At 66.9% G+C, this 17,934-nt stretch carries 24 protein-coding genes; 1 reads left to right on the forward strand and 23 read right to left on the reverse strand.

Annotated elements, in window-relative coordinates:
- Positions 1-154 precede the first annotated feature (154 nt).
- The 4 genes from ACP69S_RS13430 to ACP69S_RS13445 form a co-directional block, all read right to left on the reverse strand.
- Positions 155-409, reverse strand: coding sequence for a hypothetical protein (locus tag ACP69S_RS13430; RefSeq protein WP_425997991.1), 255 nt, complete (start codon positions 407-409; stop codon positions 155-157).
- 254 nt (positions 410-663) lie between these two features.
- A complete protein-coding gene (locus ACP69S_RS13435; protein ID WP_425997993.1) occupies positions 664-789 on the reverse strand; it encodes a hypothetical protein in 126 nt (41 codons plus the stop codon).
- Positions 790-821: 32 nt separating this feature from the next.
- Positions 822-1,382: a hypothetical protein gene (locus ACP69S_RS13440; RefSeq protein ID WP_425997995.1), complete on the reverse strand. Its 561-nt coding sequence runs from the start codon at positions 1,380-1,382 to the stop codon at positions 822-824.
- Positions 1,383-1,535: a hypothetical protein gene (locus ACP69S_RS13445; RefSeq protein WP_425997997.1), complete on the reverse strand. Its 153-nt coding sequence runs from the start codon at positions 1,533-1,535 to the stop codon at positions 1,383-1,385. It abuts the gene before it with no gap.
- A 141-nt stretch (positions 1,536-1,676) separates the two neighbouring features.
- Here ACP69S_RS13445 and ACP69S_RS13450 point away from each other — a divergent pair, with 141 nt between their 5' ends.
- The gene (locus tag ACP69S_RS13450; protein ID WP_425997999.1) at positions 1,677-2,315 is read left to right on the forward strand and encodes a neutral zinc metallopeptidase; all 639 of its coding nucleotides are present in this window, start codon (positions 1,677-1,679) and stop codon (positions 2,313-2,315) included.
- Between the two features lie 15 nt (positions 2,316-2,330).
- On the opposite strand, the gene ACP69S_RS13455 is transcribed toward ACP69S_RS13450, so the two are convergent.
- The 19 genes from ACP69S_RS13455 to ACP69S_RS13545 all read right to left on the reverse strand — a co-directional run bounded on the left by ACP69S_RS13455 (position 2,331) and on the right by ACP69S_RS13545 (position 17,899).
- Positions 2,331-2,435 (reverse strand): hypothetical protein, encoded by a 105-nt coding sequence (locus tag ACP69S_RS13455; protein WP_425998124.1) that lies wholly within the window; start codon positions 2,433-2,435, stop codon positions 2,331-2,333.
- Positions 2,436-2,465: 30 nt separating this feature from the next.
- Complete coding sequence (locus ACP69S_RS13460; RefSeq protein ID WP_425998001.1) at positions 2,466-3,314, reverse strand: DUF4198 domain-containing protein; 849 nt, start codon at positions 3,312-3,314, stop codon at positions 2,466-2,468.
- The gene (locus tag ACP69S_RS13465; RefSeq protein ID WP_425998003.1) at positions 3,311-3,796 is read right to left on the reverse strand and encodes a hypothetical protein; all 486 of its coding nucleotides are present in this window, start codon (positions 3,794-3,796) and stop codon (positions 3,311-3,313) included. Before ACP69S_RS13465 ends, ACP69S_RS13460 begins: the two co-directional genes overlap by 4 nt.
- A complete protein-coding gene (locus ACP69S_RS13470; protein WP_425998005.1) occupies positions 3,793-4,401 on the reverse strand; it encodes a HupE/UreJ family protein in 609 nt (202 codons plus the stop codon). The genes ACP69S_RS13465 and ACP69S_RS13470 overlap by 4 nt, the downstream gene beginning before the upstream one ends.
- A 2-nt stretch (positions 4,402-4,403) precedes the next feature.
- Positions 4,404-5,396, reverse strand: coding sequence for a P-type DNA transfer ATPase VirB11 (virB11, locus tag ACP69S_RS13475; RefSeq protein WP_425998007.1), 993 nt, complete (start codon positions 5,394-5,396; stop codon positions 4,404-4,406).
- Positions 5,393-6,565, reverse strand: coding sequence for a TrbI/VirB10 family protein (locus ACP69S_RS13480; RefSeq protein ID WP_425998009.1), 1,173 nt, complete (start codon positions 6,563-6,565; stop codon positions 5,393-5,395). Before ACP69S_RS13480 ends, virB11 begins: the two co-directional genes overlap by 4 nt.
- Positions 6,562-7,305: a TrbG/VirB9 family P-type conjugative transfer protein gene (locus ACP69S_RS13485; protein WP_425998011.1), complete on the reverse strand. Its 744-nt coding sequence runs from the start codon at positions 7,303-7,305 to the stop codon at positions 6,562-6,564. Before ACP69S_RS13485 ends, ACP69S_RS13480 begins: the two co-directional genes overlap by 4 nt.
- Complete coding sequence (locus tag ACP69S_RS13490; protein WP_425998012.1) at positions 7,305-8,021, reverse strand: virB8 family protein; 717 nt, start codon at positions 8,019-8,021, stop codon at positions 7,305-7,307. The genes ACP69S_RS13485 and ACP69S_RS13490 overlap by 1 nt, the downstream gene beginning before the upstream one ends.
- Positions 8,018-9,223, reverse strand: coding sequence for a type IV secretion system protein (locus ACP69S_RS13495; protein WP_425998014.1), 1,206 nt, complete (start codon positions 9,221-9,223; stop codon positions 8,018-8,020). Before ACP69S_RS13495 ends, ACP69S_RS13490 begins: the two co-directional genes overlap by 4 nt.
- A complete protein-coding gene (locus ACP69S_RS13500) occupies positions 9,220-11,613 on the reverse strand; it encodes a VirB4 family type IV secretion/conjugal transfer ATPase (protein WP_425998125.1) in 2,394 nt (797 codons plus the stop codon). Before ACP69S_RS13500 ends, ACP69S_RS13495 begins: the two co-directional genes overlap by 4 nt.
- On the reverse strand, positions 11,610-11,897 hold the full coding sequence (locus ACP69S_RS13505) for a type IV secretion system protein VirB3 (protein ID WP_425998016.1): 288 nt from the start codon (positions 11,895-11,897) through the stop codon (positions 11,610-11,612). The genes ACP69S_RS13500 and ACP69S_RS13505 overlap by 4 nt, the downstream gene beginning before the upstream one ends.
- 3 nt (positions 11,898-11,900) lie before the next feature.
- On the reverse strand, positions 11,901-12,212 hold the full coding sequence (locus ACP69S_RS13510; RefSeq protein WP_425998018.1) for a TrbC/VirB2 family protein: 312 nt from the start codon (positions 12,210-12,212) through the stop codon (positions 11,901-11,903).
- A gap of 11 nt (positions 12,213-12,223) precedes the next feature.
- Positions 12,224-12,811, reverse strand: coding sequence for a lytic transglycosylase domain-containing protein (locus tag ACP69S_RS13515; RefSeq protein WP_425998019.1), 588 nt, complete (start codon positions 12,809-12,811; stop codon positions 12,224-12,226).
- Between the two features lie 94 nt (positions 12,812-12,905).
- A complete protein-coding gene (locus ACP69S_RS13520) occupies positions 12,906-13,154 on the reverse strand; it encodes a hypothetical protein (RefSeq protein ID WP_425998021.1) in 249 nt (82 codons plus the stop codon).
- A gap of 10 nt (positions 13,155-13,164) precedes the next feature.
- Positions 13,165-14,667 carry a DUF4331 domain-containing protein gene (locus ACP69S_RS13525; RefSeq protein WP_425998023.1) on the reverse strand — a complete coding sequence of 501 codons (1,503 nt, stop codon included), beginning with the start codon at positions 14,665-14,667 and terminating at the stop codon, positions 13,165-13,167.
- A gap of 234 nt (positions 14,668-14,901) precedes the next feature.
- Positions 14,902-15,594: a hypothetical protein gene (locus tag ACP69S_RS13530; RefSeq protein WP_425998024.1), complete on the reverse strand. Its 693-nt coding sequence runs from the start codon at positions 15,592-15,594 to the stop codon at positions 14,902-14,904.
- A gap of 113 nt (positions 15,595-15,707) precedes the next feature.
- Positions 15,708-16,346, reverse strand: a complete 639-nt coding sequence (locus tag ACP69S_RS13535) for a cupin domain-containing protein (protein ID WP_425998026.1) — start codon at positions 16,344-16,346, stop codon at positions 15,708-15,710.
- On the reverse strand, positions 16,343-16,903 hold the full coding sequence (locus ACP69S_RS13540) for a sigma-70 family RNA polymerase sigma factor (RefSeq protein ID WP_425998028.1): 561 nt from the start codon (positions 16,901-16,903) through the stop codon (positions 16,343-16,345). The genes ACP69S_RS13535 and ACP69S_RS13540 overlap by 4 nt, the downstream gene beginning before the upstream one ends.
- A 246-nt stretch (positions 16,904-17,149) precedes the next feature.
- Complete coding sequence (locus ACP69S_RS13545) at positions 17,150-17,899, reverse strand: Crp/Fnr family transcriptional regulator (RefSeq protein ID WP_425998029.1); 750 nt, start codon at positions 17,897-17,899, stop codon at positions 17,150-17,152.
- Between the last annotated feature and the right edge of the window lie 35 nt (positions 17,900-17,934).

Below are 17,934 nucleotides of genomic sequence, written 5' to 3' on the forward strand. Positions count from 1 at the left end.
CCAGCCGAGGGTACGGCGCCGCTGACCCGACGATCAGGATCTGGTCGCCGACCTGCCGATCTCCTGGCTGTCGTCGATGAGCTGGTCGTCGCCGGCCAGCTCATCGGGATGGAGACGCCAGCGGATCGGCGGCGAGCCCACCCCAGGCGCCAACTCACCAAGTGTTTGTTGCGACCCCGCCAGATGCCCGAGCAATTCGTTCATGCCGTTGACATCCCCCGTCCCACCTCGGGTGGCTGCTGTCGGCATGGCGACTGATATCGGGGACGGGTTCGAGGTGCAGGATGGTGCGACCGCCGTCGAGGTCGCGGCGCGAGAAAGCAAACACTCCGCCGCTGCGCACGAACCGGCCGTCGCGGTGGTAGAGGCTCATGAAGGCCACGCCATAGAGTTCGACGTCGTCGATCATCGCGCGTCTCGCTTGTTGAGTCTGCGGAATGAAAAAGAACATAATAAGAACATATGCGCGATCCGGAGTCGAATCGTCTCGCCAGCCAGCCTTTCGGATTCGTCTCAGGCCAGCCCGTCGAGTCACGGCCAAATATCCGCCCGCGGTAGCCATAGCGCTTATCTAGTCTGACGCACCGGCCGCGATCTCCGGATGCGAACGGCGAGGCCTTCACCGGGAGACCGCCCACGACGAGGTCCACGTTTCTAGTCGCGCTAGACATCGGGTAGGACGAACATCAGCGCCCAGGCGGCCGCGCCGACAATCAGCGCCACGGCGAGCAGGCTGGCCCAACCGGCGGGGGTCAGCAGGCGGGCGGTGGGGCGAAGGCGAGGGGGCATGGACTGAACCTTGAGCAGGGCGGGACGGCGTGCTAGCCGATCAGCGCCGGTTGGGCCAGGCGCTCGACCGGCGCGGCTTGGAAATTGGATACCGTCACCCCAACCAAACGGATGCCCTTGGGCGAGGGCAGGACCGAGCCGATCAGGTCGCGGCCCAGGCGACGCAGGTGCTCGCGGTCCGCCACGGCGCCGGGCGCCGAGCGGCTGCGGGTCGCCTGCTGGAAATCGGCGAACTTGATCTTCGCCGTCACCGTGCGCCCGAAGGCCTGGGCGGTCTCGCACCAGCCCCAGACCTTGTCGGCCAGGGCCAGAACCTCCGCCACGATGGCGGCCGGATCGGTCAGGTTGGTCTCGAAGGTGGTCTCCGGGCCCGATGACTTGCGCACACGCTCGCCATTGACCGGACGATGGTCTTCGCCGCGCGCGATGGCGTAATACCAAGGCCCCGACTTGCCGAAATGCTGCTGCAGGAAGGTCAGCGACTGGTTGGCCTTGCCGCTTCCGGAGTGCTGGGTGGCGATCAGGCTAGGGACGAATTCCAGCAAGTCGCCATTGCGCAGCAGGGGCCGCGCGGCGATTTCGGCCTGTCTCACCTAGCCCTCGGACGCCGAGATGGCTTCGCCGACCAGGTTCCTGCGACGGCCGGTGACCAGCACCGAGTCGACCGAATAGCCGGCGGCGCACCCGGCGGAGACATCGGCCGCCATAGCCGAGGCGGGCATGAGGGCGATCGCGGCGCCAACCACGGAAATCGCCGCTAGGACGTCTCGTATCGATCCTCCAGAATGTTTGGTATGAACTTCTGGACTTACGTTCATACGCCCCGTTTGGATCTTCGCCGGGCGAATTTCATTTCAACGCGCGCCGCCGGATTTCTGCTTGGCGCGATGGTCTGGCTGGCGAGCCACGATGCGTCGGCCTATCCTAATGATCCGGCGCCCAGGGTTCGGTCGGCCCTGGAGTCCGCAACGATCGAATGGTCAGAGGCCTTCACCGCTCAAGACAGACGCTATCCTGCGCCGCGTGTGATGCTCACCCGTCATCCGCGCCATCATCCGGAGCGCGCAGCAGGCTACTATCGCGGTCTGGCAGTGGCCATCGACCTGGGCGAGATCGAGGACATCGAAGCGCTGTTTCCGCGAGAGAGCGAGACCTTGACGGCGCTGGTCGTCGCCCACGAGGTGGCCCACCACGTGCAATTCCTCAATATCCGGGACGGTCGGCCCGCAGCATCGTCCGCTCCCGCCCATGAACTGGAGGCCGACTGCGCGGCGGGTTGGTGGCTGGGTCGGGCCAACGCCCGTCACCTGGCAACCACGGGGGCGGCGCGGTTTTCGACCGAAGGTCTGGAGCGTCAGTTGCCGAGGCTTTTCCAGGCGTTGTACACGCTGCACCATCGGCGGCTGGACGCGCCGCCTCGCGTCATGACCCGGCTGCACGGCGCCGACGGTGAACGCATCGCCGCGGTCCAGCGTGGCCTGGAGGCCGCCGATCCCGCGCTTTGCGGGGCCGGCGTGGCGCCCTGACCCGAGCTTGGCCGACTAAGCGTCCTGGGCGACCAGGTTGAGCTTGCATGACCGCACGCCACGCTCTGACTGCACCTTGTCGGCGAAGGCGCGCACCTCCAGGGCGTGGCCCTTCAGGATAACCGTTTCCGGGTCAACTGGCGGCGGTGGTCAGCGCGCGGCGCCCTCGCGCGGAAATCCCAGGGTCAGGCTGGAGAACACCGTTTCGAAATCGACGTTCGGATCGCCGCGCAGCGCCTTGGTCCAGATGACGTTCAGCTGCCAGGCGCCAACGCGCGGGATCCTGAACACAGCGCGACCGGCGGCGTCGGTCCTGAGCTGTTGCACCGGTTTGCCGTCGAAATCGAGGTTGTTGAGCTTGACCAGCGCGCCGGCCAAGGGCTTGCCCTGATAGATCACGCGGACCGGGATGCTATCGCCGGCGCTCGCCACATACGGATCGACCTCGGGGACGATCTCAAGGGTCAGCCCCACGGGGCGGGTGACCAGCGGCTGGGGCTTGGCGGGCGCGGGGCCGACCTGGATCAGCGCCTTGGCCCGCCGGCTGTAAAGCTCCCGGCCGGGCTTGTCGTTGGCCCTGGCGGCGGCGCGAGCTTTGATTGCCGGGGTCAAGCCTTCTTCCTTGAGGTAGGTGTCAAACCGTAAGCCCGGCAGTTCGCTTCCGGCGTTGCTGGTCGTCAGGACCAGGATCTGGGCGCCGGGCGTCGTGAACCTGAGGGGATGGTCCTTGCTCATGTCCGAGGCGCGAAACTCGGCCATGTGGTCGAACTTGCCGAAGGTCCCGACACTGTAGAACGCGGTCACGCGGCCAGGATCGGCGTCCCAGCGCTGGCGATTTGGCCCATGCCCCACCTGCAGCGACACTGGCATGACGCTTTGCGGCGCAACCCAGAAGGCGGAGGGTTGGATCCAGAAGTCATGGGCCAGGGCGGCGCTGGCCAAGAGGCCGAAGAACACCGCGCCCAGCATGACGGCGCATCGATGGGTTTTGACTGTCATTCCATGTGGTCCGCGACATAGCCCGGGGTGGGCGTGAGAAGAGGCAGGCTGGCGCCCAGGATCGCGACGGCCACCAGCCAGCTGGCCAACACTTTGACGCCCAGGCCCCAGCGGCGGGACACCAGCCAGGCGCCGGGGAGGCACAGCAGGACGACGGGCAGGGCGATCAGCCGATCGATCGGCTTGCCCGTCGCTGCCAGGACGGCTCCTGTCCAGACGCCGGCGTTCAGGCTCAGCAGCGCGATGGCGACCAGGGTTCGCCCGCGCGGCAAGTGGACGGTCGCCGCCGTGATCAGGATGCTGGCCCAGCAGGCGAGGAAGATCCCGTCGGTGGTGGAAGGCGACAGCTTGGCGAAACTGACGCCCAGCGCCGCCAGGCCGAAGATGGCGACTCCCCAGAGCCGGGCGCGCGCCGGGGCGTAACTCAGGGCGAACCCCAGAGCCGCGGCGAGCAGGGCGGGGGTGAGCGCTCCGCCTCTCAAGGGACGGCCGCTAGGAACAGGAAATAGCCGCCGGCCAAGGTGACCAAGCCGCCCATCGATCGCGTGATGACCATGCCGCCCGGGCGGGTGTTGAGCAAACCCAGGCCAATCCCCGCCACGTGCAGAAGACCTGTCGCCAGCACGAAACCGACGCTGTAGCCGACCGGGTCGGCGGTCGACGGCAATTCCTGGCCATGGGCGTAGCCATGGAAGATCGCGAATACGGCGACGATCAGCGACGCGGCCCAGACTGGCGCCCTGATCGCGCCGGCGATCGCCGCGCCCAATACCAGCACCGAGACGGCGATGCCGATCTCGACCGGAGGCATGGGCGCGTTGGCCATGCCCAGCACGCCGCCCACCGCCATCAGCGCGGGAAAGACCACCGGCAGGGCGATGACCAGCGGACGGCCCAGGAAGGCTCCCCACAGCCCCACCGACACCATGGCCAGCAGATGGTCCAGGCCGCCCAGCGGATGCAGGAACCCGGACAGGAAACCGCCAGCCAGGCCGGTGCCGTCATGGGCCCAGGCCGGTCCGGCCGACAGGACGCCGGCTGCCAGGACGAGCAGGGCGACGCGCCTGGGATCGGGGGAGGGCCTCATGGCTAGGTGCTCGGCTTGAAGACGATTTCAGAGATCATCCGGCGGCCGTCGCGGCGTGACAGCTGCACGAAGACATCGACGACGCTGCGGACATAGTCGGCGATCTCGGCGCGGCTGAGCTGCAGGCCGGCCTGCAGCACCAGCAGGCTCAGCTGATCGACGGCCCCCGCGGGGCTGTCGGCGTGCAGGGTCGTGATCGAGCCCGGGTGGCCGGTGTTGACCGCGCGCAGAAAGCTGGTGGCCTCCTTGCCGCGCAGTTCGCCCAGGATGATCCGGTCGGGCCGCATGCGCAACGAGGCCTGGACCAGATCCTCGGTCGTGACCTTGGCCTCGCCGGTTTCGCCTCGCACGGCGACCAGGCCGATGGCGTTGGGATGGTCCAGCTGAACCTCGGCGGCGTCCTCGATCAGGATCAGGCGCTCCTCGCGCGGAACTTCCTTCAGGAGCGCGTTGAGGAAGGTGGTCTTGCCGGTCGAGGTGCCGCCCGAGACGATGATATTCTTGCGGCCCTTTACCGCCGCCCGCAGGAAGCCGGCCATATTGCGGGCGTCGAGTAGACTGCGCAGATCGCGGTCCAGAGCCTCGCTGTCAGAGCGACCGTCAGTGCGGGCGTGGGCGAAGGCGTCGGAGCGGTCGTAGTCTTCCAGGCTCAGATTAGCGACCACGTGCTTGCGCACTGCGATGGCGATGTCGCCGCGCGTGGCCGGAGGCGCGATGATCTGCACGCGCTCGCCGCTGGGCAGGGTCGCCGCCAGCAGCGGATGCTCGCGGTTGACGCCCTGGTTTGAGAAGCTGGCGATCTGGCGGGCCAGGCGCCACAGGGTAGTCTCGTCCAGTTCAGGCGCGAGATGGCGCTCGATCGAGCCCAGAACCGTCTCGACCCACACCTCGCCGGGTTTGTTGATGAAGATGTCGGTGACCTCGGCGCGCTCCAGCAGAAAGGCCAGAGGCGCCAGATAGGTCCGCAGATAGACGGTGGCGGAGTCGGCGCTCATCTGATCGGCTCCACGCCCGAGAAATCCAGGTCGCGCGAGACGAAGATGCGGATGGCCTCGCCCTGCGGCACCTTGATCGTTGGCGGAATGGCTTCGCCCTGCAGCGCCGAGCTGGCCAAGCCGGCGGCGGCCCCGGGCGAGCCGATGCTGATCTGGGTGGAGGCGGTCTGGCCCACGGAGGCGACGCCGGCGTTCAGCACCGACAACAGGATCGAGCCGCTGAAGCGCCGGAAGAAGTGCCGATCGACATCGCCTTGCAGTCCGCCGCGGCCGAGGGCGTCGGTGCCGGGCGAGCCGATCTGGATCGACACCCCGTCGGGGCGGATCACTCGGGTCCAGATGATAAAGGCGCGCGACTGGCCCAAGGCCACGGCGCTCTTGTATTGGCCGATCAGGCGGCTGCCGCGCGGTATCAGCACTGACTTGCCATCGAAGCTGAGCACATCGCGACTGACCACGGCGCGGGTGAAGCCCGGCAGGTCCGAATTGATCGCCGTCTCCAGCACGCCAGGAATGATCGTGCCTTGCGGCGCGAGGGAGGAGAGATTGCGTAGTGTCGTGGCGCGGGCGCTCTCCGGGCTCTCGTCGCCGACCCGCGCAGCGAAGGCCTCGCTCTCGTTCAGGCGCGGCCCCGCCTGAGCGCCGGCTGCGGCTCCCAAGGCGGGCGCGCCGCCAGTGGCCTGGGCCAACATCGTACGGTCAGGGGCGGCGGCGACGCCGAGATCGACGACGACGGCCGGCGCGCGGAGCCGGGCCATCACATCGCCTGACGGTCCGGTTGAGGCGCGTGGCGACGCATTGTCTACATAAAGGGCCGGATTGACCGGAAACGGCGGTGGGGGCGGCATACCGACCTGGGTTGGCAGATCGCTGAACGCGGCGGGACCGGTCATGGCCACCGGGATCGCCGACAGTTGCAGCGGCGGCGGCTCGGCGATGAACCGGCCGGACTCGGCGGACATGGCCATGGTTGGCTTGGCGCGCTCCAGCCGGCTGGCGTTCAGCCACATGAAGAGCACGATGGCCAGCACCGCGAAGCCCCCAAGGATCCAGACTGGATTGAGGCTCCGGCCTTCGACGCCGACGACGGGATCGGCCTCGGTCGATGCCAAGGTCAGGTCGTCGGCGGGCGGCGGCGCGTATTCGACGCGATCGGGTGATCTGGTCATCGCGCGCTCCGGGCGGCCGGCGCGAGCGCGCCATAGGCCTTGTTGTCGACGGTCGCCACCAGCTTGCCGTTGCGCAGCACAAAGCGCCCGGCCAGTTGCTCGACCACGGTGTAGCCGTGCCGAACGCCGTGATTAACCAAGTTTTCCTTGCCGTCGGAGCCGACCGCAAAGATCGCCGGAACGGCCGATTGCGGGGCCCAGGCAAAATAGGTCATGCGGCCGTCGTCGAAGACCCTGGCGGGCATGCTCTCGGTCGAGCCCGTGACTAAATAGGCGGTGTTGACCTCTTCCGGCCGCAGTTCCGGCGGCGGGTCGATGGCGGCCATCGCCACGGCGGCCTGCGGATAGAGGAAGCGAACTACATAGGCGGCGCGAGCGGCGCTGGCCCCCTTGGCGGCGACACGAAGGTCGAAAGTGTAACGGCGCTGGCTGGTGACCACGACCATGTTGGTGGCGCGGCGTTCGATCGGCTTGAGGAACAGCAGGTTGGCCTTGCGATTGGGCGTGACCTGCCAGCCCAGGGAGTCGCCGATCGAGACGTTCTCCAGCCGCTCGTCTGGCGCAAATTCCAGCATCAGCTGGAAGCCCAGCACGCCGCTGAGAATGACGGTCTGGTTCGGGTCGTATTCCACGGTCTGGATGTGCGGATCGGCGTGACCCGGTCTGGGAACGACCGCGGCCTCGGCCGCCATCGGCGCGCCGGCGAGAGCCATGGCTGACAAGAAGATCGCGGCCTTCATCACCGCACGCCCTGCGAGGCGGCGGTCGAGCCGATCATCTCGGAGTCGCGGCGATAGGAGGTGACCTGGAATCCGAGCGGGTTGAGGAAGCGATCACCCATGCGCATCGGCGCGCCGGTATAGCGATAACCAACCACGGCGGCGTAGGCCGTCCGCTCGCCCGTCGCCGCGCCGTTCTGGCGCTTTTCGGCGTCGAACCGCACCAGGGCGCTGTTGCGCGACAGCAGAGAGATGCTCTTGATCACCGGCTGCACGATGGTGGTGGGGCCATAGAGCTTCATCGGACTGACCGGATTGGCGACGGCCATGGCCCGCAGATAGTCGGTCTTGGCGTCGCCGGCCGACCACAGTGCGACCTTGCGATAGGTGGCCTGCAGATCGACCACGTCATAGCCTTCACGCGCCATGACATATTGCGCCAGGAAGGCTTGGGTGACGGCGGCGTCCTGCGAGAGGGTTCCCGGGCGCAGGCCTTGGGCGGTTTCGATATAGCCCGTCTGGCGATCGACGGTGATCGTGTAAGGCACCACCGTCTTGAGCGGCGCCAGGCTGACGAGGGCGATGGCTTCGAGGACCGCGATGGCGCCGGCTCCAGCCGCCACGATCCATGCAAGGCGACGCGAGGCGCGCAAGGCGCCGTTGACGTCCTGCGACCAGGACGTGGCCTGGGCGTAGTAGGCGTCGCGGTCCGGCTTCGGAGGCTTGTCCAGTTTCATCGATCCCTCCGCACATTACTTGCCGCGCGCCGAGGCTGGGCGGCCCGGCGGTAGGCCTGTCCGATCGGCGTGCCCACCGAGACGCCGCCTCCGGTCTCGTCGCGTCGTTGGCCCGTCGACATCCGCCGCGGACCAGCGTCCTCGGCCACGACACGAAGACTTTCACGCCGGTCCTGAGCGGTGACGGCGGCGGCGACGGCCGCAACGCGCGGCTGGGCCTCCATCCTGGCAGCGGCCGCCGCTTGAGCGGGCTGAGCATGGAGTGGTGTGGCCAAGGCGCCGGTCGCCGTGTTTGAGGCCTGTTGGCGTTGCGACCATGGCAGGCGAAGGCCTGTCGCCACGATTGCCGTGGCCGCCATCAGCGCCACGGCCACACCGGTCGCGACCAGGGTCAGCAGGAAGATGGCGCTGGCCGGGGCCGGATCCGTCAGGCCGGTCGCCTGCATCTCAGCCAGGCGCAGCAGATGGGGCTCGATCAGGATCAGCTGGACGATCAGGCTCAGGGTCGCCAGCAAGGGCGCGAGGGCGAAGGCGACGCAGGCGCGCAGCCAGCCCTCGAAGACGCCCCGGGTGGCGTCGAACAGCAGCAAGGCCACGAAGATTGGCCCCAGCGCCAGCAGCAGCCCCAGCACGATCTTGGCCGCCAGCATCACGCCTAAGCTGGTGACCAGCATCATCAGTGACGCCGCGTTCAAGGCAAAGGCCGCGCCCGCCGAGCCGCCTTGCAGGGGTGAGGCGAGGCCCACGCTGCTGCGGCTATAGAAGGCGGCGGCGCGTTGCATCTCGTCATAGGCCACCTGCAAGCCGTCGAACGGATTGCCGCGCAGCGCCGAGCCGGGCGGCTGGACCGCGTCGAGCATCGAGGTCGCCAACTGCTGCGGCCCCAGGAACAGGACGTCGAACACCACCCTCTGATAGGTCGGCCAGCTGGTGGCGAGGGCCAGGATCACGCCGATCTTCAGGACGGTGACGGTGAGGTCGCCGACCCGCAGCGATCCGCGCCCGAGCAGCAGCTGAAAGCCCAGGAAGCCGACATAGAGGGTCAGCATCGCGGTCAGGGCCGGGGCGAAGGGCGAGCCCGGTTGCGCCAGGGCGCCATAGCCCATCTCGGCCATGACCCGGACATTGCAATCGACCGAGCCGAGCAGGCCCTGGACCATGCCAATATCGGCTTCGGGAGTGGGGCAGAAGCCGGCCATCATGCCTTCTCCAGCAGGCGGGGCAGCCAGACGGCGGGGTCCTCGCCCAGCTCTTCGCGCAGGGTGTCGAGCAGGCGTACGGTGCGCTCACGACCCGACAGCACTGTCAGCAAATCGGGCTCGCCCGACAGGTTGAGCCGGGCGACCACGCTGTCGGCGCCATGCTTGATCAGGAAGCAGTGGGCAGTGTCGGGCAGGCCGCGCACCAAGCCAAACTCATGCTCGGTCAGCCCGAAGCCTTCGCAATAGTCCTTCGCCTGGGCCTTGGGGTTGGCCATGAAGATCTGGGTGGCGGCCTGTTCGATGATGGCGCTGGCGATCTTGCTCTCCAGCGCGTCCTGGGCGCTCTGGGTGGCGAAGCCGACCAGGCCGTTGCGCTTGCGGATGGTCTTTTCCCAATCCTTGATGCGCGCCAGGAACACCTCATCGTCCAGGGCCTTCCAGCCCTCGTCGATGACGATCACCGTCGGATCGCCGTCCAGCCGCTGCTCCACGCGGTGGAAGAGGTACATCATGGCCGGCGTCCGCAGGGCGGGCTCGTCCAGGATCTGGGTCATGTCGAAGCCCAGGGTGCGCGCCTCCAGGTCGAGACCGTCGCGCGGATTGTCAAACAGCCAGGCGCGCTCGCCATCGCCCCACCAGGGCTTGAGACGCGCCGCCAGATCGGCGCTCTGGGGGCGGCGGTCGCCGCGGAACAGCTGGGCGAAATAGCGCAGTCGCCGGAAGTCGGGTTGCTGGTCGAAATTGGCGTCGACCGCTTCCTTGACCCGGTCGATGTCGTCGGTGCTCAGCGTTTCGCCGGGCTGGGCGACCAGCCGGGCGATCCAGTCGGTGAGGAAGGCGCGGTTGGCGGGCGTGTCGTCCAGCTGCAGCGGATTGAAACCGGTCGGATGGCCAGGGCGGATCGCCTCGTAGCGCCCGCCGATCGCCCGCAGGAAGATCTCCGCGCCCCGGTCCTTGTCGAAGAAGATGATCCGGGGATCAAACTTCCGAGCCTGGGCCAGAAGGAAGCTCAGCACCACGGTCTTGCCCGAGCCCGACGGCCCGATGATGGTGAAATTGCCCAAGTCGCCCTTGTGGAAATTGAAGTGGTAGGGGCCTGCCGAGGTGGTTTCCAGCAGCGTCACCGCCGGACCCCAGTGGTTGGCCCGGGCCTGGCCGGTCGGGAAATTGTGCGACGAGGCAAAGCCGGCGAAGTTGGCGGTAGAGATCAGGGCGCGGCGACCGATGTCCTTGAAGTTGCCTGGAAACTGCGCCCAGAACGCGGCTTCGAGATTGACGTCCTCGCGCACGGCGATGATCCCCATCTCGGTAAAGCTGGACTGAACCTCGGCCACGGCCGCGTCGAGCCCTTCGATGGAGGCCGAACGGATCATGACCGTGAGGTGGTGTTCGCCAAAGGCGGCGCGACCGACGGAAACATCGTCCTTGGCCTGGGCCAGGCCTTGGCGTAGCGACACGGCCTCTTCGTCGGAGGCGCGCATGCGGCGCAGGGCGAGATTCATTCGGTCCAGGCCCGCCTGGCGATCGACGAAGGCGAAGCTCTGGCTGACGACGAGTTCGTGCGGCAGGCGCAGGAGATCGTCCAGCATGCCGGCGGTGGTCTGGGGCGGGTAATCCTTGATCGATATCAGGGCCGCGAACCCCCGCTCCAGGGCGCCGCCGCGCGACAGTTCTACCGTCTCGGCGCCGAAGCTCACGCGGCGATAGGGGATGTGCTCGCCCAGGTCGGCATGGGGCAGCAGCACCGGCCGCATTTCGCCATTGTAGAGGGTGGACAGGAACTCCAGCGGTTCGGAGCAGGGTCCGGCGGGCGTGTCATAGACCGACAGCAGCCGCGCGCCATAGGGGGCCAGGCTGGCCAGCAGGGCGTCGCGCGCGCCGTTCAGCTCGCGCTGTTCCACGGCGAAGGCCGCGGCGCTCTGGGCCGAGCCGCCGCCAGTGATTGCCCGCAGCGCACCTTCGATCAGACCGACGCGGCCCTGGACCGGCCGACGCACTAGGGTGACGAACAGCTCGTTCACATAGAGCTTCTTGGCGCCCAGACGCAGCTTCCAGGCCTCGTCGAGCGTTCGGCTGAAATCGTCGTCGAACACACCTTCGCTGGCGGGGACGACCTCGCGGCGGACAACGTGGTGATAGATCGCGAAGCGCGAGCTGGCGAAGGCCCGCAAGGCGCCTTCGCGCAGGGCCAAGCGGTAGTTCAGCTCCTCGGTGTCGGCGGTCTCGAAGGGCAGGCCTGCCAGATGGATGACCTGCATCAGCAGGCCGTCCCGCGTGATCAAGGTCGCATCGTCGACGTGGCGAGCATAGGGCAGGCGGGCGCCGGCGCGCGCCTCATGTTGCGGGCGGGCGCGGCGGGCCTTTGGACGGTTGTCGGGGGCCTGGCTCACGGGCGATACGAGTTGCAGCGCCAGACCGACCAGTTCCGGACCCTCGGGCAACGACTGACGCGGGTCAGCCACAGCTCGAAGATCCGCGGCTCCTTCAGGCAGGCGGCGTAGCCCACGGCATGGACGACCAGCGCGGCGAGCAGAGCCCAGAACGACTTGGTGATCAGGAACAGCTCGGCGGTGACAATCGCGTTGAGCACGAAGAAATTATAGGTCACGCCGGCGAACATCTGCGGCCGGGTCAGGGCGCCGAAGACTGGATCGCGATGTAACTGCGCGGCCACCGGTCAGAAGCCCGTCGCGGACTGGCGAATGCCGGAAACGATCGCGCCGGCGCCAAACAGGATGAAGCACCCGAGGATCACGGTGGCTCCGTAGCGCCAGTTCAGCCGGCCGGTGAGCATCATGAAGCCGACAGCGGCGATGGCGATGACTGCGGCGACCGTTGCGACGGTGCCCAGCAAGGTTCCCTGCATCCACGACAGGGCCCCGACGATGACATTCGAGCCTGCGGGGTCGAGGTTCTGCGCGTGGGCGACCGAGGTGTTGGCGATCAGGACCAGCCCGGCGGCGAGTTGGTTTTTGAGGGACAGGCGCATGCTCGGGGCTCCTAGCGATTGACGAGCAGAGAAGAGGTGTCGGCGAGGGCGCGCTGTGCCAGCCGCGTCAGGATCGCGCTGACATAGGCTGTGGTTTCCCGGTAGGGCGGCACGCCGCGATAACGGTCCACCGCGCCGGGGCCGGCGTTGTAGGCGGCAAGGGCGAGGGACACGTCGCCGCCGTATCGGTCGAGCATCCGGCGCAGATAGGCCGCGCCGCCGTCGATGTTCTGGCCGATATCGTGGCGATCGACGCCGACCTCGCGGGCCGCGCCCTGGGTCAGTTGCATGACCCCCACGGCGTCGCGGTTGGAGACGGCGGTCTGGCGAAAGCCTGACTCGCGCCGGGCGACTTCGGTTATCAGGTCGGCGCTGACGGCGTGGCGACTGGCGGCCGCCGCGATCAGGCGCGCGATGTCGGGCGCGCCGTCTCGCGCCGAGGTTGGCGCGCTCTCAGCGACCGCACTCTGGCTGGAGGAGGCGATCGGCGAGGCGCCGTCCTGGTAGAACCGCGTCGGCGCGGCGTAGGTGATCACCGCGCCGTCGTCGGCGATTTCCAGAACTTGAGACAGGCATTGGCTCGCGCTCGCGCTCGTCACAAGGACGAGCGCGCCGCAAAGACCCAGAGGACCTCGCCGGCGGCGTGAACCGCCGGCGACACCCACTTTGCGAGACACTACAGTCGCGCGCAATTCAGCTTCCCTGAAGCGTGACAGGTTCGGCCGTCAGGTTGGGCGCGATTATGTCGCCAGAGGCGATGTCCCGCGCTTCGGTATTGGGATCGGCTCGGAAAGCCATGCCGAAGCTGGCCCCGAACTGATCTTCGAACTTGGCCGACGGCGGTTGTGTGACAGCGACGTCGTTGTTGCCGCCGCCGCCGCATGCAGAAAGTCCGACCGCGAGAGCGACGATAGCCGCGCCCGTGAAAAGTGATCGCTTCATTGCGTCATCCTCACGAATGCGGCGCGGCGGTGCGCGGCGAGTTGGACAGCGGCGAGTTCAGATAGGGGAAGACGTTCTGAAACTCGGTGGCGCTGATCGGCGCGCCGTCGGTCAGGGGCGCGTTGCCCACTGGCGCATCGGCGGGCTTGCAAAGGCCAAGGTCGGTCTGGACGCCGTTGATCGGCACGGGATAGCAGAGCCGTCCCATAGCGACGCGCAGGGTCAGGTCGACAGCGTCGTCCCCCGGCCGGCGGCCGTTGGGATAGCCGGCCAGATCGTCGGCGGCGACGCCGAGGGTCTTCTGCTGGTCGCGCGGGGTCGGGTTGATGGCCGTGTTCAGACGCATCATTTCCGAGGCCGTCACGGTCTTCTGCTGGTTCAGCGTCTTGATGCCGGTCAGGAAGGCGGCGACCAGATCGTTACGCGGCAGGTTCGAAGGCGCGATATTGGTGAAGCTCGTGCCCAGGGTTGCGTTGATGGGTGCGCGGAACAACAGATCGACGATGGCCGGGAACGTCGGATTGGTGACGTAGTCGGCCAGGGCCGCGTCGCCGGTCGGCTTAGCGGCGTTGAAGGTATCCTTCTGCGGCAGGCCGATCACCAGCTCGTTGACCAGCGGCGCTGAGAGGCGGGACACCTGAGTATAGGCGCCGCCCGACTGGCTCATCGAGGCGTAGCTGGCCTTGGGATTGAGCAGCCGCGCCTGGGGCAGGCTGGCGGTCTGCCATGCGCCGATGACGCCATTGCCCGTGCCGGTCACGCAGGAGATCGGCAGTTCCAGCGCGATCGAGGTGACGTTCTTTTTGCCGACCAAGTCGTCGTTGTCGCGGCTCTGGGTGATGCCGCCCGGGAAGGAGGCGCCGTCGATCGGCACGTAATTGATCAGGTCGAAGGTCGGACCGATATTGACCGCGAAGGCTTCGGCGCGCTGGCCCACAAATACCCGGCCTGGCGTCGCGCAACCCGGCACCGTGATGTTGTAGATGTATTGGTTGGCGTAGGCCGGGTAGTCCGGAAGCGTCTTCTTGCCGGCGTTGTCGAAGGGCTTGCGGAAGGTCGTAGCGCCGCCCGTGGCGTTGGCGACCGAGGCGCGGGTGCCCGAGCGACGATCGCCCGTGATCTGGGTGAGGGTGTAGTCCTCGACCTCGCCCAGGTCCGGATCGTCGGCCAGGGTGATCTGGCCGGCCTGACGCAGGGCGATTGGCAATTCCTTGCCGCCGATGTTCAGCGTGATACCCTTGCCGCCGTTGCGCAGGGTGTTGGTGAACTTGAATTGGTAGGTCAGGTCTTCCTTGGCGTCGCCGTCGCTGTCGATGTGGATCTCGTAGATCGCGTCCGGATCCATCGTATAATAGTTCGGGCCGTCGCCGGGGTTTTGGCCAGGCTGGAAGTTGGCGATGAGCGTCACGAAAGCCGCGCGGCCGGGCTCATAGCTACGGAACATGTAGAGGTCGGTCGAGTCGACCTTCGACATCTTGGTGAGATTGGGCGCTTCGCGGTGGCTCGAGGCCAAGCTGGGGCTCGCGATAGACACTAGGGCGGCGCAGGCCACCGTTCCCAAGAGGTATCCAGAACGTCTTTTCATGTTGCCCTCGCTAAGCTTTACGCGGATGCGCTCCTCTCCGGTCTAGCGGCGAGGTCAAAGCTTTCTACGAAGGTCGCGATGCATTGGATCTCGGCGTGTGCGAAAATATGTCACAGCCGAAACAAAAAAATGGCCTTGACCAGCGTGGGCCACCAGGACGCGTCATGGCGCGGAGCCGCCGCCGTCCGACAGAAGATCATCCCACCGCCACTGGCCCGATCCTATCGCCAGCAGCGTGGCGCCGGATGGGTCGTTCAGGGTGATCAGGACCGGCCCTGTCATCAGTTCAGTCCTGCAGGGCTGCGGAGCCGACTGCACGCCCGACAGGATCGCGCCACGGATCACCAGCAAGCCCGCGCCGGCGCCCGGCGCTTCGACCCACGACCCGTCCCATAGCATCAGCGCGTTGGCCACCGAGCGTGATGGTCGCGGTATCCGGGCAAGCGCGAGCCCAATCTGTTCGTCTTGCTGCAGAGCGCCCTGCAGCCATTCCCCCAGCTTGCACCTCTGCCCCGACGCTGCCGTCGCCGTTGTGGCGGCTGCTATCGCGACATGCGCGGCAGGGTCGGGCTGAGGCGCCGATTGGGGCTCGGCGGTGGGGGTGACGGACGACAGCAGGCCGGTGACAAGGGACAAAATGTCCGGCGGGGGTGGTGTCTGTACCGCTTGATCTTGCTCGGGTGAGTTTGGGCGCGGCGCAACGGCGGTCTTCGGCGCCTCGGGCGCGGCGCTGACCCCATCGATGAGTGAAGCGTCGATCGAGCCGATGTCATCGAGAAGACGGGGCGGTTCCGGCAGATCGGGGCGCAGAAGGATGAGCGAGACCAGCAGATGCCCGGCCAGGCTGGCAAGCACAATGCCTGCCGATCGTCCGGCCCGCCGGCGGCTTCGGGCGGGCGGTGAGCCCTTGATATGGATTAGGGGAGGATCATGTCCTCCCAACAACCGTTCCGTGCCCGTTGCCTCGGTCATATCCCAAGGATGGGCCCGATTGCCCGCGACCAGCCGCGCCACTGCAACGCGCCGCGGACCGCGATGAAACACACGCATGGCCCGTCGCCCTCGACACGCATGGCATGGGCGCTGCCATTGATGTTGGTGGCGAAATCTCCTGCGCGATAGGTCTGCCCATCCTGAAAGGCGCCCTGCAGCACGCCGATCAGTTCGTCGCCGCGATGCTCATGCAGGGGAATTGTCGTGTTTGCGGGCGCGCGGAGGATGAACGTCCGCCAGTCGCCCTGTCGCCCAGCCTTGAGGTGAGCCGCCCACAGACCGGGAGACATCCACCGTCGCGCGTGGAACTGCGCCTCAGCGAGGGCTGACGGAAGCAGCACGTCGCCTAACCTGGATCGCGTGAGTGACGGCTCAGGATCCTGGCGGGGGGAATCGATACGGAGCAGCGTTCGATGCAACGCATCGTGCGACAAGGCTGCTGGCGGCAGAGCGTCCAGAGCGGAGGCATGGGTCTCATCCAGCGCTTGAACCGTCGCGCGGCAGGACAAGCACGTTTCCAGGTGCGATGCGACGACGAGGGCAGGTCCTGCTTCGAGCGCGGCCGCGGCGTATTGCGCGAGCCAGACGTGCGCGGGATGAACTGGAGCATTCAATGGGTTGCGCCCAGCGCCAGTCTTAGTTGGGCGGTCGCGCGTCGCAGCCGAGACTTCACTGTACCCAAGGGGATCACGAGGCGGTTGGCGATCTGGGCGTGAGAGCGCTCTTCGAAAAACGATAGCCGCAAAAGCTCGGCTTGGTCGTTTGGGATGCGCCCCAGCGCCGTGTGCAAGTGCTCGTCGCTTTGTGCGGCGCCCAACTCGTCCTCGGGCGTATCGCAACCGGCGCTCAGCTCCCCGATCCGATTATCGCCGGAGCCATGCTCTCGCCTGAGGGTGTCCACCAGCAGATTTCTGGCTATCGAATAAATCCACGCTGCGGCACTAGCCCGGGCGGGATCGAACTGATCGGCCTTGGTCCATACACGCAACATTGTTTCCTGAACCAACTCTTCGGCGACTCCTTCGGGCATACCCCGGCGCAAAAGATAAGTCTTCAGACGGGGTGCGAAGTGACAGAACAGGGCCGCAAAAGCCGACCGATCTTTGGCTCGGGCGATCGCGACGAGCCATCCCTCCGGCGAGTCCATTTCGAGTAATGCCGTCGGGTTCATATGGCAGCCCCATGTGCCGGCCCCCGTCATGGTGTCGGGCGCCCAAGATGGGCTTGGCTCGGGCATGCATTTCGGATGCAACGCCCTTTGGCTCTGCGCAGTTGCAGCTACGGATGGGCGCGATCAATTGATGCCCGGAGGACGCTCGCGTCCCGCCCAAAACCGTTCCGGGCGGCGTAGAAGACTTCGCTGGCGAGGTGCGGCGTTTCCTTCAGGAATGATCTCGTAGGTGGCGCGTCGGCCAGACTAGGCTTCTCCGCCGATGCGTTCGATCTCGTCGGCAAGGGCCGGAAGGTTGAGAATCCGCAGAGTGCGACCGGTCTGGGAGATGATCTTAAGGCTGGCCAGGCGGTTCAGTTCGCGGGTCACCACCTCGCGCTGGCTGCCAACCAGAACGGCCAGCTCGGCATGGGTGGGGCAGGGATGGATCGTGGCCTGTTGGCCGTCGCCGCCGGCCGAGGTCGCCATGCGCAAAAGCTCGATGTCGACGCGACAGGCGACCGAGACGGCGTTCAGTTCGAACAAGCGATCGGTGAGCGAGCGCGTCAGGCTGGCCAGGTCCTCCAGGATCGCCCGCATGAAATGGGGTGATCTTTCGAAAAGAGTCCGGATCAGGGGTTGAGGGAGCCGGGCGAGGCGCACGTCTTCCAGCGCCACGATGTTCGCCGAACGCGGCAAGCCGTCGATCGCCGAGATTTCGCCAAAATAGCTTCCCGCCGGAATACGCCGATAGCCGACCTCGCGGCCCGAACGGGCGTATTGGTTGGCCAGCAAGGCGCCCTTCAGCAACAGATGAATGCCGCCGCTCTCATCCAGGCGTTGGACGATAAGCTCTCCCTTGCCATAGTGAAGATGTTCGATCCGTGGAGCCAAGGCCTCGATTTCGTCGGGCGCCATGTGCCGGAAAAGCCTGTTGGCGCGATAGTCGCCTTCAGATGCCGGCGTGATCGGCCTATGGCTGGGAGCGAGCGGGGGAGAGGGGGGAATCACGGCCATCGAGAACGCTCCTGCACAGTCGATCTGGGGACGAC

It is taken from the genome of Caulobacter sp. DWR1-3-2b1 (assembly GCF_049895765.1).
In the GTDB taxonomy this organism is placed as follows: Bacteria; Pseudomonadota; Alphaproteobacteria; order Caulobacterales; family Caulobacteraceae; genus Caulobacter.

Bases quoted from the DNA above. Each gene is read 5' to 3' on its own strand.
- ACP69S_RS13430 (WP_425997991.1), bottom strand. From the start codon at position 409: ATGATCGACGACGTCGAACTCTATGGCGTGGCCTTCATGAGCCTCTAC.
- ACP69S_RS13435 (WP_425997993.1), bottom strand. From the start codon at position 789: ATGCCCCCTCGCCTTCGCCCCACCGCCCGCCTGCTGACCCCCGCCGGT.
- ACP69S_RS13450 (WP_425997999.1), top strand. From the start codon at position 1,677: ATGGTCTGGCTGGCGAGCCACGATGCGTCGGCCTATCCTAATGATCCG.
- ACP69S_RS13460 (WP_425998001.1), bottom strand. From the start codon at position 3,314: ATGACAGTCAAAACCCATCGATGCGCCGTCATGCTGGGCGCGGTGTTC.
- ACP69S_RS13470 (WP_425998005.1), bottom strand. From the start codon at position 4,401: ATGAGGCCCTCCCCCGATCCCAGGCGCGTCGCCCTGCTCGTCCTGGCA.
- virB11 (WP_425998007.1), bottom strand. From the start codon at position 5,396: ATGAGCGCCGACTCCGCCACCGTCTATCTGCGGACCTATCTGGCGCCT.
- ACP69S_RS13480 (WP_425998009.1), bottom strand. From the start codon at position 6,565: ATGACCAGATCACCCGATCGCGTCGAATACGCGCCGCCGCCCGCCGAC.
- ACP69S_RS13485 (WP_425998011.1), bottom strand. From the start codon at position 7,305: ATGAAGGCCGCGATCTTCTTGTCAGCCATGGCTCTCGCCGGCGCGCCG.
- ACP69S_RS13490 (WP_425998012.1), bottom strand. From the start codon at position 8,021: ATGAAACTGGACAAGCCTCCGAAGCCGGACCGCGACGCCTACTACGCC.
- ACP69S_RS13495 (WP_425998014.1), bottom strand. From the start codon at position 9,223: ATGATGGCCGGCTTCTGCCCCACTCCCGAAGCCGATATTGGCATGGTC.
- ACP69S_RS13510 (WP_425998018.1), bottom strand. From the start codon at position 12,212: ATGCGCCTGTCCCTCAAAAACCAACTCGCCGCCGGGCTGGTCCTGATC.
- ACP69S_RS13520 (WP_425998021.1), bottom strand. From the start codon at position 13,154: ATGAAGCGATCACTTTTCACGGGCGCGGCTATCGTCGCTCTCGCGGTC.
- ACP69S_RS13540 (WP_425998028.1), bottom strand. From the start codon at position 16,903: ATGAACCCGACGGCATTACTCGAAATGGACTCGCCGGAGGGATGGCTC.
- ACP69S_RS13545 (WP_425998029.1), bottom strand. From the start codon at position 17,899: ATGGCCGTGATTCCCCCCTCTCCCCCGCTCGCTCCCAGCCATAGGCCG.